This is a genomic window from Streptomyces sp. NPDC051576 (assembly GCF_040681835.1).
Taxonomy (GTDB): domain Bacteria; phylum Actinomycetota; class Actinomycetes; order Streptomycetales; family Streptomycetaceae; genus Streptomyces.
In genome coordinates, this window is record NZ_JBFAZO010000002.1 from 59936 (window position 1) to 74080 (window position 14145).

9 protein-coding genes are annotated in these 14145 nt (G+C 70.7%); 4 read left to right on the forward strand and 5 right to left on the reverse strand.

The window, feature by feature from the left end:
- The first annotated feature begins 93 nt into the window (after positions 1-93).
- From AB0M63_RS06195 to narI, 4 genes are read left to right on the forward strand one after another with little or no spacing between them, the layout of a single operon-like run.
- Positions 94-3780 carry a nitrate reductase subunit alpha gene (locus AB0M63_RS06195; RefSeq protein WP_366018585.1) on the forward strand — a complete coding sequence of 1229 codons (3687 nt, stop codon included), beginning with the start codon at positions 94-96 and terminating at the stop codon, positions 3778-3780.
- The gene (narH, locus tag AB0M63_RS06200) at positions 3780-5387 is read left to right on the forward strand and encodes a nitrate reductase subunit beta (protein ID WP_366018586.1); all 1608 of its coding nucleotides are present in this window, start codon (positions 3780-3782) and stop codon (positions 5385-5387) included. The genes AB0M63_RS06195 and narH overlap by 1 nt, the downstream gene beginning before the upstream one ends.
- Positions 5387-5881, forward strand: coding sequence for a nitrate reductase molybdenum cofactor assembly chaperone (gene narJ / locus AB0M63_RS06205; protein WP_355918807.1), 495 nt, complete (start codon positions 5387-5389; stop codon positions 5879-5881). Before narH ends, narJ begins: the two co-directional genes overlap by 1 nt.
- A complete protein-coding gene (gene narI, locus AB0M63_RS06210; protein ID WP_355918804.1) occupies positions 5878-6600 on the forward strand; it encodes a respiratory nitrate reductase subunit gamma in 723 nt (240 codons plus the stop codon). The genes narJ and narI overlap by 4 nt, the downstream gene beginning before the upstream one ends.
- Here narI and dnaK read toward each other — a convergent pair.
- The 5 genes from dnaK to AB0M63_RS06235 all read right to left on the reverse strand — a co-directional run bounded on the left by dnaK (position 6597) and on the right by AB0M63_RS06235 (position 14097).
- Positions 6597-8471 carry a molecular chaperone DnaK gene (gene dnaK, locus AB0M63_RS06215; RefSeq protein WP_355918801.1) on the reverse strand — a complete coding sequence of 625 codons (1875 nt, stop codon included), beginning with the start codon at positions 8469-8471 and terminating at the stop codon, positions 6597-6599. The genes narI and dnaK overlap by 4 nt on opposite strands.
- 115 nt (positions 8472-8586) lie before the next feature.
- A complete protein-coding gene (locus tag AB0M63_RS06220; protein ID WP_355918798.1) occupies positions 8587-9012 on the reverse strand; it encodes an OsmC family protein in 426 nt (141 codons plus the stop codon).
- Between the two features lie 61 nt (positions 9013-9073).
- Positions 9074-10879, reverse strand: a complete 1806-nt coding sequence (locus tag AB0M63_RS06225; RefSeq protein WP_366018587.1) for a hypothetical protein — start codon at positions 10877-10879, stop codon at positions 9074-9076.
- Positions 10876-11937, reverse strand: coding sequence for a MoxR family ATPase (locus tag AB0M63_RS06230; RefSeq protein WP_366018588.1), 1062 nt, complete (start codon positions 11935-11937; stop codon positions 10876-10878). The genes AB0M63_RS06225 and AB0M63_RS06230 overlap by 4 nt, the downstream gene beginning before the upstream one ends.
- Before the next feature lie 78 nt (positions 11938-12015).
- A complete protein-coding gene (locus AB0M63_RS06235) occupies positions 12016-14097 on the reverse strand; it encodes a phage holin family protein (protein WP_366018589.1) in 2082 nt (693 codons plus the stop codon).
- Positions 14098-14145 lie beyond the last annotated feature (48 nt).

Here is a 14145-nt window from a genome sequence, read left to right on the forward strand (position 1 = left end):
GTCCGCGGGCTCTGACCCGTACGGCTGCGGTGAACGGGTGTGCTCCCCTGCCCCGCCCTAGGTTCGACACCACGGGCGAGCAAGGGAGCGCAGGTGACGGACACGCGGACACCGCCCACCGAGCCGGGGGCGGCGCTGCTGCGGGCCGGACGGTTCTTCCGCCCGGGCACGGCGGCGCCCGACCTGCACAGCATCGGGCTGGCGGGCGGCCGGGAGGCGGACGCCTTCTACCGGGACCGCTGGAGCCACGACAAGGTCGTGAACTCCACGCACGGCGTGAACTGCACGGGTTCCTGCCGGTGGAAGGTGTATGTCAAGGACGGCATCATCACCTGGGAGACCCAGCAGACGGACTATCCGTCGGTGGGTCCGGACCGCCCCGAGTACGAGCCCCGCGGCTGCCCGCGCGGTGCCGCCTTCTCCTGGTACACGTACTCCCCGACCCGGGTGCGGTATCCGTACGTCCGGGGCGTGCTGCTGGAGATGTACCGGGAGGCGAAAAATCGCATACAGGATCCTGTAGCCGCGTGGGCCGACATCCAGAACGATCCCGCGCGCCGTAGCCGCTATCAGCGGGCGCGTGGCAAGGGCGGTCTGGTCCGGGCGAGCTGGGACGAGGCGGTCGAGATCGTCGCCGCCGCACACGTCCACACGATCAAGGAGTACGGCCCCGACCGCATCGCCGGTTTCTCCCCCATCCCGGCGATGTCGATGGTGTCGCACGCGGCGGGCGCGCGCTTCCACTCGCTGATCGGCGCCCCGATGCTGTCGTTCTACGACTGGTACGCGGACCTTCCCGTGGCCTCCCCGCAGGTGTTCGGGGACCAGACCGACGTGCCGGAGTCGGGCGACTGGTGGGACGCCGCGTATCTGATGATGTGGGGCTCCAACGTCCCGGTGACCCGCACGCCCGACGCGCACTGGATGGCGGAGGCCCGCTACCGGGGGCAGAAGGTCGTGGTCGTCGCCCCCGACTACGCGGACAACGCCAAGTTCGCCGACGAGTGGCTGCACCCGCACCCCGGCACGGACGGCGCGCTGGCCCTCGCGATGGGGCACGTGATCCTCAAGGAGTTCTTCGTCGACCGCGAGACACCCTTCTTCGCGGACTACGTACGGCAGTTCACCGACCTGCCCTTCCTGGTGACCCTGACGGAACGCGACGGCGCGTACGTCCCGGGGAAGTTCCTGCGCGCCGCCGACCTCGGCCAGTCCGACGAGGGCGCCGACTGGAAGACGCTCGTCCTGGACACGGTGACGGGCCGCGCGGTCGCCCCGAACGGCTCCCTGGGCTTCCGCTGGACCGAGTCCGGCAAGGGCAGATGGAACCTCGAACTCGGCGACGTGGAACCGCAGTTGAGCCTCTACGGCAGTGAGGTCTCGGCGGGCGTGGAGGTGCTCCTGCCGAGGTTCGACACCGAGGGCGGGGAGCACGGACAGGGGCGCGGCGAGGTACTGAGCCGGGGTGTCCCGGCGACCCGGCTCGGCGGCCCCGACGGCCCGCTCGTGACGACCGTCTACGATCTCCTGCTGGCCCAGTACGGCGTGTTCCGGCACGGTCTCCCGGGCACCTGGCCGGCCTCCTACGACGACGCGCGCACCCCGGGCACACCCGCCTGGCAGGAGGCGCACACCTCCGTCCCGGCCGCCAAGTGCGTGAAGATCGCGAGGGAGTTCGCGCGGACCGCGGAGCGGTCCAAGGGCCGCTGCATGATCCTGATGGGCGCCGGCACCAACCACTGGTTCCACTCCGAGACCATCTACCGCGCGTTCCTCGCCCTCCTCCAACTCACCGGCTGCCAGGGCCGAAACGGCGGCGGCTGGGCGCACTACGTCGGCCAGGAGAAGTGCCGCCCCTCGACCGGCTGGGCAACGCTGGCGGCGGCCTCGGACTGGTCCCGGCCGCCCCGGCAGATGATCGGCACCGCCTATTGGTTCCTCAACACCGACCAGTGGCGCTACGACCGGTTCGCCGCCGACGTCCTGGCCTCACCGCTCGGCGAGGGCCGGTTCACGGGGATGACGGGCGCGGACTGCCTCGCCCTGTCGGCGCGCACGGGATGGATGCCGTCGTATCCGACCTTCGACCGCAACCCGCTGGAACTGGGCGAGGCCTCCGGCGACCCGGTGGCCGAGGCCGTCTCCCAACTCCGGTCCGGGGAGTTGAAGTTCGCGTGCGAGGACCCGGACGCGCCGGAGAACTGGCCGCGGGTGCTGACCCTGTGGCGGGCCAATCTGCTGGGCTCCTCGGCGAAGGGCGCCGAGTACTTCACCAAGCATCTCCTCGGCACGCACTCCTCGTTGCGGGCCGAGGAGGCACCCGAGGACGTACGGCCGCGGGATGTGACCTGGCGCGAGGAGGCGCCGGAGGGGAAGCTCGACCTGCTGCTGTCGCTGGACTTCCGGCAGACCTCCTCGACGCTGCTGTCGGACGTGGTGCTGCCCGCCGCGACCTGGTACGAGAAGCACGACCTGTCCAGCACGGACATGCACCCCTACGTCCACTCGTTCACGCCGGCGGTGGATCCGCCGTGGCAGGCGCGGACCGACTTCGACACGTTCAAGGCGCTGGCGGAGCGGCTGAGCGAGCTGGCGGTGGACCATCTGGGCGTCCGCAAGGACCTGGTGGCGACCCCGCTCCAGCACGACACACCGGGTGAGGTCGCCCAGCCGGGCGGGGTCGTCCTGGACTGGCGGCGCGGCGAGTGCGAACCCGTGCCCGGGAAGACCATGCCGACGCTCACCGTGGTGGAGCGCGACTACACGGCGGTCGGCGCCAAGTTCGCCGCGCTGGGTCCGCTGGTGGAACAACTGGGCCTGCCCGCCAAGGGAATCGCGCTCCACCCGGACCAGGAGGTCGAGCAGCTACGGGAGTTGAACGGCAGCGGCTACCAGGGACGCCCCTCCCTCGACACGGCGGTGAAGGCCGCCAACACCATCCTCGCGCTGTCGGGGACCACCAACGGCCGCCTGGCCGTGCAGGGATTCCGCACTCTGGAGGTGCGCACCGGCCGGGAGTTGGCCCACCTGGCCGCCGAACACGAGGGCAAGCGCGTCACCTATGCCGACACGCAGGCCGCTCCGGTCCCGGTCATCACCTCGCCTGAGTGGTCGGGCAGCGAGACCGGCGGCCGGCGCTACACGGCGTTCACGCAGAACACCGAGCAGCTCAAGCCGTGGCACACGCTCACCGGGCGCCAGCACTTCTTCCTGGACCACGACTGGATCCACGAACTCGGCGAGGCGCTGCCGGTGTACCGGCCGCCGCTCGACATGCACCGGCTGTTCGGCGAACCGGCCCTCGGACTGGACGGGCAACGGGAAGTGACGGTCCGTTACCTCACCCCGCACAACAAGTGGTCCATCCACTCCGAGTACCAGGACAACCTGTTCATGCTGGCCCTGTCCCGGGGCGGCCAGAACATCTGGATGTCCCCGCAGGACGCGGACGCGATCGGCGTGGTCGACAACGACTGGGTCGAGGCGGTCAACCGCAACGGCGTGGTGGTGGCGCGTGCGGTCGTCTCGCACCGGATGCCGGCCGGCACGGTCTACATGCACCACGCACAGGAGCGCACGGTCAACGTGCCGGTCACGGAGACCACTGGGAAGCGCGGCGGCATCCACAACTCGCTGACCCGGCTGATCCTCAAACCGTCCCATCTCATCGGCGGCTACGCCCAGTTGTCGTGGGCCTTCAACTACCTGGGCCCGACGGGCAACCAGCGTGACGAGGTGACGGTCGTCCGCCGCCGCAGCAGCCAGGAGGTCGAGTACTGATGCGTCCGATGGCCCAGATCGCCATGGTCATGAACCTCGACAAGTGCATCGGCTGCCATACGTGTTCGGTCACCTGCAAGCAGGCGTGGACCAACCGGCGGGGCATGGAGTACGTCTGGTTCAACAACGTCGAGACCCGCCCCGGGCAGGGGTATCCGCGCCGCTACGAGGACCAGGAACGCTGGCGCGGCGGCTGGGAGCTGAACCGGCGCGGCGCGCTGAAGCTGAAGGCCGGCGGCCGGTTCCGGAAGCTCGCGGGGATCTTCTCCAACCCCGAACTCCCGGAGATCAAGGACTACTACGAGCCCTGGACCTACGACTACAAGAACCTCACCGACGCCCCGCTCGGCGACGACTACCCGGTCGCCCGGCCGATCTCGCAGCTCGACGGCAAGCCGATGAAGATCGAGTGGTCGGCGAACTGGGACGACAACCTCGCCGGTGCCCCGGCCTACGGCGACTTCGACCCGATGGTGGAGCGGACCCGCCAACAGGCCTCGGACAAGGTGAAGTTCGAGTTCGAGCAGGCCTTCATGTTCTATCTCCCCCGCATCTGCGAGCACTGCCTCAACCCGGCCTGTGTGGCGTCCTGTCCGTCCGGCGCGATGTACAAGCGGGCCGAGGACGGCATCGTCCTGGTCGACCAGGACCGCTGCCGGGGCTGGCGGATGTGCGTGACCGGATGCCCGTACAAGAAGGTGTACTTCAACCACCGGACCGGCAAGGCCGAGAAGTGCACGCTCTGCTACCCGCGCCTGGAAGTGGGCCTGCCCACCGTGTGCTCGGAGACCTGTGTGGGGCGGCTGCGCTATCTCGGGGTGATGCTGTACGACGCCGACAAGGTGACGCAGGCGGCCGAGGTACGGGACGAAAAGGCTCTGTACGAGGCCCAGTTGGGGGTGTTTCTCGACCCCGAGGACCACGAGGTGCGGCGGGCGTGCGAGGAGGCGGGCATCCCGCACGACTGGATGGAGGCGGCCCGCCGCTCCCCCGTGCGCACGCTGATCAGCGAGTACCGGGTGGCGCTGCCGCTGCATCCGGAGTACCGCACGATGCCGATGGTCTGGTACATCCCGCCGCTGTCGCCGGTGGTCGACGCGCTGACGGAGACCGGGCACGACGGCGAGGACGCCGGGAACCTGTTCGGCGCGATCGACACGCTCCGCATCCCCCTCGAATACCTGGCGGAGCTCTTCACCGCCGGTGATGTCGGCCCGGTGCGGGCCTCGTTGGAGAAGCTCGCCGCGATGCGCTCCCACATGCGGGCCATCAACCTCGGTGAGGAGCCCGACCCGGCGTCGGCGGCGGCCGTGGGGATGGAGCCCGCGGACATCGAGGCGATGTACCGGCTGCTGGCGATCGCCAAGTACGAGGACCGGTACGTGATTCCGACCGCGGCGGTCGGTGACGCACGGCGACTGGAGGAGTCCGCGCTGCCCGACGAGTGCAGCGTCGGCCACCACGACGGTCCCGGCATGGGCGGCGACGGGCCGTTCGGCCGGGACTCGGGCCGCAGACTGCTGCCGATCGTGTCGGTGGAGAACTTCCACGCGCTGCGCGACCGCCAGACCGCGGACGACCCGGACCACGACGCGAAGGAGGCCTGATGCCCTCGGACGCTGTGCTGTACCAGGCGGCCGCGCTCTGCCTGACCTACCCCGACGACGACTTCCGCGCCCGGCTCCCGCTGCTGCGCGAAGCCGCCCCGCAGCTACGGGAGTTCGTCGACCACGCGGCCCTCACCCCGGCCCAGGACCTGGCCGCGCACTACGTCCAGGTCTTCGACTTCAAGAACCGGCACAGCCTGTACCTGAGTTGGTGGCACGACGGCGACACCCGGCGGCGCGGTATGTCCCTGGTCCGCTTCAAGGAGCTGTACCGCGCACACGAGTTGGAGTTCACCGGCGAGGAGCTCCCGGACTTCCTGCCCGCCGTCCTGGAGTTCACCTCCCGCACCGGCAACCTCGACCTGCTCCGCGAGTACCGCGGCGCCCTGGACCAACTCCGCGCCCGGCTGGCCGACTTCGGGACGCCGTACGCCTCCGTCCTGGACGCCGTCTGCGCCACCCTGCCGAACACACCCACCGAGGCCCGCCGATGAGCACGTTCCTGTGGGGCGCCCTGCCCTACCTCGCCCTCGTCCTCCTCGTCGCCGGCCTGTTCTGGCGCCACCGCTACGACCGGTTCGGCTGGACCACGCGTTCCTCGCAGGTCTACGAGTCGAGACTCCTCAACATCGCCTCCCCCGCCTTCCATTACGGCATCCTCTTCGTCCTCGCCGGCCACCTCGTCGGCCTGTTCGTCCCCGAGTCGTGGACCCGCTCCGCCGGCATCAGCGAGCACACGTACCACCTGTTCTCGCTCTACGGCGGCACCGCGGCCGGGGCCCTCACGGTCGCAGGCATCCTGCTCCTGCTCTACCGCCGCCGTACGAACGCACCCGTGTTCCGGGCGACCACGGTCAACGACAAGCTGATGTACGTCGTCCTGCTCGCGGCGATCGCGATGGGCATGGTGGCGAAGCTGACCCACTCCTCCGGCAACGGGTACGACTACCGGCAGTCCATCGCCCCTTGGGCGCGCAGCCTCTTCACGCTCCAGCCGAAAACAGAGCTGATGGCGGGCGTGCCGGTGCTCTACCAGTTCCACGCGGTGATCGGCATGGCGCTGATCGCCCTCGTGCCGTACACCCGCCTGGTGCACATGTTCAGCGCACCGGTGCAGTACCTGTTCCGCCCGTACGTGGTCTACCGCAGCCGCGACCCGAAGGAGTTGGGGCCGCGGCCGGAGCGGCGGGGGTGGGAGCGGACGGGTAGTTAGGCGGCACCGCCCTTCGCGTCGCGTTCGTCGTCGACGATCTCCGCGTCGACGACGCCTTCCTCCTCCGGGGGCGAGGTGTGCTCCTCGGTGTGCTCCGTCTGTTCGGTCGGTTGCTGCTGGGCGGACTGGGCGTACATGGCCTGGCCCATCCGCTGGCTGACGGTGGCGAGTTTCTCGACGGCGGTGCGCAACTCGGCGGTGTCCGCCTCGTGTTCCAGGAGGGATTTCACCTCCGCGGCCGCCGCCTCCACCTCGGGCCTGATGTCGGCCGGGACGCGTTCCTCGTTCTCACGGATGAACTTCTCGGTCTGGTAGACGAGTTGCTCGGCCTGGTTGCGGGTCTCGGCGGCCTCCCGGCGCCTGCGGTCCTCGTCCGCGTACTGTTCGGCCTCCCGCATCATGCGGTCGATGTCGTCCTTGGCGAGGGCCGAGCCGCCGGTGACGGTCATCTTCTGCTCGCGGGAGGTCGCCAGATCCTTGGCGGAGACGTGCATGATTCCGTTGGCGTCGATGTCGAAGGCGACCTCGATCTGCGGGACCCCGCGCGGGGCGGGCGGCAGACCGGTGAGATCGAAGACGCCCAGCTTCTTGTTGTACGCGGCGATCTCGCGTTCGCCCTGGTAGACCTGGATGCCGACCGAGGGCTGGTTGTCGGTGGCGGTGGTGAAGATCTCCGAACGCCGGGTCGGGATGGTCGTGTTGCGTTCGATGAGCTTCGTCATGATGCCGCCCTTGGTCTCGATGCCCAGGGACAGCGGGGTGACGTCGAGGAGCAGGACGTCCTTCACGTCGCCGCGGATGACACCGGCCTGGAGGGCGGCGCCGACGGCCACCACCTCGTCGGGGTTGACGCCCTTGTGCGGGTCCTTGCCGGTGAGTTCCTTGACGAGGTCGGTGACGGCGGGCATCCGGGTCGAGCCGCCGACGAGGATGACGTGGTCGACGGCGGAGAGCTTGATGCCGGCGTCCTTGACCGCCTGGTGGAAGGGCGTCTTGCAGCGGTCGAGGAGGTCGGCGGTGAGCTCCTGGAACTGGGCGCGGGTCAGCTTCTCGTCGAGGTGCAGCGGGCCTTCGGCGGAGGCGGTGATGTAGGGCAGGTTGATCGTCGTCTCGGAGGACGAGGACAGTTCGATCTTCGCCTTCTCGGCGCCCTCGCGCAGGCGCTGGAGCGCCATCTTGTCCTTGCCGAGGTCGATGCCGTACTGCCCCTGGAACTTCTTGACCAGGTACTCCATGACCCGCTGGTCCCAGTCGTCGCCGCCGAGGTGGGTGTCGCCGTTGGTGGCCTTCACCTCGATGACGCCGTCGCCGATCTCCAGGAGGGAGACGTCGAAGGTGCCGCCGCCGAGGTCGAAGACGAGCACGGTCTGCTCCTCGCCGCGGTCGAGGCCGTAGGCGAGGGCGGCGGCGGTCGGTTCGTTGATGATCCGCAGCACCTTGAGGCCCGCGATCTCGCCGGCCTCCTTGGTGGCCTGGCGCTGGGAGTCGTCGAAGTAGGCGGGGACGGTGATCACGGCGTCCGTGACGTCCTCGCCGAGATAGGCCTCCGCGTCCCGCTTCAGTTTCTGCAGCACCCGCGCGGAAAGCTCCTGGGCGCGGTACCGCGTTCCGTCGATGGCGCCCTCGTCCGGGAACCGCCACGCGGTGTTGCCCATGTGCCGTTTCACCGAGCGCGCGGTGCGCTCGATGTTCGTCACGGCCTGCCGTTTGGCGACCTCACCGACCAGCACCTCGCCGTTCTTGGCGAAGGCCACCACCGAGGGCGTGGTCCTCGCCCCCTCGGCGTTGGCGACGACCGTCGCCTCCCCGCCCTCCAGCACCGCGACCACCGAGTTCGTGGTTCCCAGATCGATCCCGACCGCACGTCCCATCGCCGTCCCCTTCCGCCAGGAGCTGCCCGATCTCCAGCACAAAACTTGAGTACCGGAATGTCAATGCCGCACCCGTTTTCCGGGCGCGGCATCGAGGCGGGAGGGGAAGCGGGGGTCAGGCGGATTCCACCGTCAGCGTGATCGTCGTACCCGTGAGCGCCTGGCTGACCGGGCAGTTCTTCTTGGCGTCCTCGGCGGCGGCCTTGAAGCCGTCCGCGTCCAGGCCGGGGACCTCGCCGCGGACGGTGAGGTGGATGCCGGTGATGCCCTCGCCGGGCTGGAAGGTCACGTCGGCCTTGGTCTCCAGGCGGGTGGGCGGGGTGCCCGCGCCGGCCAGGGCGTGCGACAGCGCCATCGAGAAGCAGCTGGAGTGGGCGGCGGCGATCAGCTCCTCGGGGCTGGTCTTTCCGTTGGCGTCCTGCGCCCGCGACGCCCAGGTCACCGGCTGCTCGCCGATGCCGGAGGAGTCGAAGGTGACGACGCCGCTGCCCTCCAGCAGGTTGCCTTCCCAATCGGTGTGCGCGGTGCGCGTGGTAGCCACGATGAGTCCTTTCGATGCGGATGTCCTGCGGTCCTTCGGGGCCATCCGATCACATTCCGGTTCAGCGCACGCGGAAGACCGGTCCACGTGGGGTGAACGGCAGGCGAGCGTTCTGCGGGATGAGATAGGCGTGTTCACGGCGCACCCTCAGTACGTCGCACCAGCCGTCGGTGATGACGAGGACGGGGGCGCCGGGCGGGAAGTCGTCGGCGCGGTGCAGCAGGTCGATCCCGGGTTGCAGGACGGTGCCGCCACGGCCGTGGACACGGACCCGGCCGGCGATGTCGGTGACCGGGAGGTAGCCCGCGTCGTGCGGGGCCGTGTCGCAGAACACGACCCGGGCCGCCGGTACGTCACGGGCCTCGGCGTACGAGGCGATGGCACCCAGTGCCTTGCCGAGGAGGGTGTGACCCATGGAGCCGGAGGTGTCGAGGACGACGCCGAAGGTGCAGCGGGCGACCTCCTCGGGCGGGAAATAGTGCCCGGCGCGTGGGATGTCGGGGGTGGAGGACTGGCGGCGCGAGGGGCGGGCGTAGGACCGTACGGGCTCGGGGCGGGGCACGAACTCGTCGAACCAGCGGGCGAGTTGGGCGTCCCAGGGCAGGGGTGGGTGGCTGAGGGCGCGGATCTCCTCGACCAACCCGCCGGGCAGGAAGCCCCGTTCGTGCTGCTGGTGGAGGTCCAGGCCGCGGGCGAGGCCGCGCCGGTAGAACTCGTCGAGGTCGACGTAGTCGCGTGCGCTGCCGAGCGGGCCGCCGAGGATGTCGCCGGCGCCCTTGCCGCGGAGGGTGGCCAGGCGGCGCATACGGCGCAGGTCGCCGGCGATGCGGTCGTAGACCTCCTCGGCGGAGAGGCCCTTCAACTCCGGGTCGTGCAGGAGGCCTTCGGGCATGGTGCCGATGTCCATCTCGACCAGCCAGCCGTTGATGACGTAGTCGGCGGCGATGTTGAAGAGGAGCTGGTCGCGGGTACCGCAGCGGTCGCCGTGCCGCAGGGCGGCGTGCAGCATCTCGTGGGCGAGGACGAACCGCCATTCCTCGTCGTCGAGTTGGCGCAGCGGGTTTATGTAGATCTCGGCCGCCTCGGTGTCGACGGCGGCGACGGAGATGCCGTGGGCGCGGGCGAGTTCCGCGTCGGCGACGAGGGTGATGCCGGCCGCGATGCCGCCGAGGAGGGGGTAGTTGGAGACGAACCAGCTCAACGCCCGTTCCCAGGGCTGGAGTCGGGTGGGTCCGCCGCGCATCGAGGGGCGCCGGCCGCCCGCCACGTCCATCGCCGTGGCGACGGTCCGGGTGAGGGCGCTCGCGAAGTTCAGCTGCCAGTCGGGGGCCTGGCCGCCCTGCCAGGTGTCCCAGGGCACGAGCGCCTGGTCCGGTTCGCCGCCCGCCGTTCCGCAGCGCTCGTAGAGGGGCGGGATGCCGTCGCGGCGCCAGCGGGCGGCGAGTTGGTCCTCGTCGCCGCCGGGGTAGGCGGCGGGGAGGTCCTCCGGGGTGACGCCGATGGGGAAGCCGAGCAGGAATCGGTTGACGACGGCGCACCGCGCCGCGAGGGCGGGACCGTCCGGCTGGTCGCGCGGCTTCGTCCCGGCCGGGACGTGGCCGAAGCCCAGGTGGATGGCGCAGTGCGCGATCGCCCAGGCCCACTCGGCTGGTTGGGCCCGGCGGGTGGGGTGGACGTGCAGCACGCCGTTCGAGTCGACGCCGACCAGGCCGCCGGCGGGTGTGCGGGGGCAGTCCTCCTTGCGGCAGACGCTGAACCCGATGGCGGCGAGCGCGCGGTTGGCCCGCACCAGCCGCAGTCCCTCCGCGAAGGCCTCGGCCGCGGGATCCGGCTTCGGCTTCCCCTTGCCTCCCCGGGTGCGGCTCACTGCCGGGCCTCGACCAGCCGGGGCATGTCACGGGCCGCCTCGATCAGGAACCAGGCGGGCAGCAGGGGATTGCCGTCGTCGTCCGGGGCGATGACGCTCTGGGCCACCTCGACGGAGATCTCGGCGAGCTGCACGAGAAGCGACTTGGCACGGTACGCGGTCTGCAGGCCGTTCGCCGACAAGTGGTCCTTGCTCACCGGGAGTTCCTTGATGAGGCGGCCCCGGAAGGACTCGGCGAGGTAGTAGAGGAGGTCGCGGTCCTCAAGGCGGTTGGGCCAGCGGGCCTCGCCCTTGAGGACGGCCTCGATGCCGAAGCGGCTGCGCACGATCTTGACGTAGCCGCAGAAGGCGACCGCGTGGGCGGGCATCAGTGTGCCGTGCGCGATCACCTTCAGGGTGTCCTCGTCGAGGTCGGGGCCGAAGGAGCCCAGCGCGTCGGAGAGCATGTGCCAGGAGCGGGGTGTGGAGAAGGGTTCCTCGGTCTTGGGGGGCTTGGACCACAGGTGGTCGGGGCGGTCGGTGAGGTGGTCCAGGATCCACGGGTGGATGCCGTTGGCCGCGGCCCACGCGAGCCAGTCCTTGGGGGACGCTTCCAGGTGGACGTGGGTGAGGCGGTTCACCAGCGCGGACGCGATCGGGCGGGCCAGCGCGTTGTCGGTGGCGCGGTTGCCGGCGCCGATCACGATGGAGCCCTTGGGGAGTTCGTAGCTGCCGATACGGCGGTCCAGGATCAGCGAGTAGAACGCCTTCTGGACGTCCGGTGTGGCCGCGTTGAGTTCGTCCAGGAACAGGCAGTACGGCTCGTCGCGGGCGATGGCCTCCGGCGGGCAGAACACCGAGCGTCCGTCACGGATCTGGGGGACGCCGATCAGGTCCTCGGGGGCGAGCTGGGTGCCCAGCAGGCTAACGCACTCCAGCCCAAGGGACTGGGCGAACTCCCTTACCAGGGACGACTTTCCGATGCCGGGAGCACCCCAGAGGAAGACGGGGCGGACCGTGGCGAGGCCCAGCAGCAGCTCGGGGATTCGGGCGGGAGTGACGGTGACGGCAGCCTGCAAAGCAGCGGCTCCTGAGGAGGGGCGAGGCAGTGGGACTCGAACAGTGTGTGCTCGCGGCTCACCCGGCGCAGCCCATTTTCAGGCGGCCCGCTCCTCCGACGCCGTGGGCAGGGGCACCTGCGGGCCGTTCGACTCGCCCAGCCAGCGCCGCAGCACGCGGTGGACGTGCTCCGCGCCGACCAGGTCCTCGCCCTCGCCGACCGGGGTCGAGAAGGCGTACGGCGACAGCAGGAACGGCTTGCCCTGGCAGCCGCCGAGGCCGCCGTGGGAGCCGATCTGCTCCTCGAAGGCGAGGACTTCGCCCTCGGCGGGGTCGTACCAGGAGTTGACCATGATGTCGGCGGTGTGCGGGAAGGAGTGGGTGCGCCGCACGGCGTCCGCGACACCGGGGCCGAAGTCCGCCAACGGGCCCTGTTTGTCGTCGAGTTCGGCCACCGGGACCTGGAATCCGTGGGCGCCGAGGACGAGTCCGTCGTGCTCGGCGCTGCGGACGAGGACGAAGCCGATGCCGGGGTGGTTGGCGAGGGTGGTGAGGAGGGCGGGGTGGCGGGCGTCGATCTCCTCCTTGGTCATGCGGTGCGGCACGTCGGGGAAGGAGACCAGGCCGAGGTTGCCGGAGGCCAGCACGATCGGCTCCGAGCGGCGGCCCGCGCGGTGCTGCTCGTCGCCCTCCTTGCCCTCCTTGGCCGGCCTGCGCAGCGCCGCGCGGACGGCGGCGCGGGCCTCGGCGCCGCTGTGGGTGCGGCGGGCCCGGCGCGGCACGGGCAGCCCGCAGCCCGCCCGCACCAGGTCGCCGAGGGTGAGGCCGTAGCGGCCCTGGAAGGTCTCGCCGGGACTCTGCCCGTGGTCGGACAGGACGACGATGCGGTACGGCCGCGGGGCGTGCTCGGCGACGTTCGCGATCAACGCGAGCGCGCGGTCGAGGCGCCCGAGGACCTTGGCGGCGTCGCGGCTGCGCGGGCCGGAGTGGTGGGCGACCTCGTCGTAGGCCACGAGGTCGGCGTAGACGGCGGTGCGGCCGCCGAGCATGTCGCCCATGACGGCGGCGACGACGACGTCCCGTTCGACGACGGTCGCGAAGGCGCGGACGAGGGGGTAGAGGCCGCCGCGTTTGACGCGGGGGCGCTGCTTGGTGAGGCGGGCGCGGGTGGACTGGCCGATCTCGCGGCCGACCTCGGCGACGAAGGACATCGCGGTGCGGACGGCGTTGGCGGGGTCGGAGAAGTAGGCGAAGTAGCCCGCGCGGGAACGGTTCTCGCGGCCCCGGCGGCGGGTGGCGATGGACAGCACGAGGGCCTGTTCGTCGGCGCCGCCGCTGAAGAGGTTGCCGCGGCTGGCGCCGTCCGCGGTGAGCAGTCCACCGTCGGCTGTATGCAGTATGGCGCGGCGTTGCAGCTCGGCCGCGCTCGTCGGTCGATTGCATACCATCACTTCCCGGCTGTCCTTCTCGTACCAGCGGAAGGCGGGAACGTCGAAGTTCGAGCCGTGCAGGATGCCGAGCTGGCTGGCGCCGGTCTGGCTGGACCAGTCGGTGCTCCAGGGGGTGAGGCGGTGGGTGGGGCGGGGGCCGCCGAGGAGTTTGGCGACGGTCGGCATCAGGCCCTTGGCCACGGCGGCGAGCAGGACGTCGTGGCCGACGCCGTCGAGTTGCAGGAAGACGGTGCCGGGCGAGGACGGGCCGGGCGGGAGGGCTCTGCGGCGGCGGTCGGCGAGGCGGTAGAGGCGGCGGCGGTAGGCGTCGTCGTCGCGCACGGCGAGGGCACCGCCGGTGGCGGAGGCGACGGCGGACATCACGGCGGCGACGACCACGGCGGTCTCGGGGGCGACCTGGCCGCGCAGGCCGCCGTCGGGGTTGATGCGCAGGGCGATCAGCAGCAGCGAGCCGTTGAGCACGAAGACGAGGAGGCCGAGGACGAGCGCGGGCACCAGCAGCAACAGCCGTACCAGCAGCGGCCAGACCAGGGCCGACAGCAGACCGAAGGCACCGGCGCCGAACGCGGCCGTGACGCCGATGCGGGTCGCGCTGTCGCCGTCGGCCGACTGGAGCTTGAAGTCCGGCAGGATCCCCGCGAGCACCAGCATGGTGACCGTGGAGACGGCCCACACCGCGACGCTCCGCCCGATCTGACTGGCGAGCCGTCGCCAACGCCCTGAGCCCACGCCCCGTACACCTCACGTCCCGGGCCCGTCGACCTGGCGGGCCTCCAC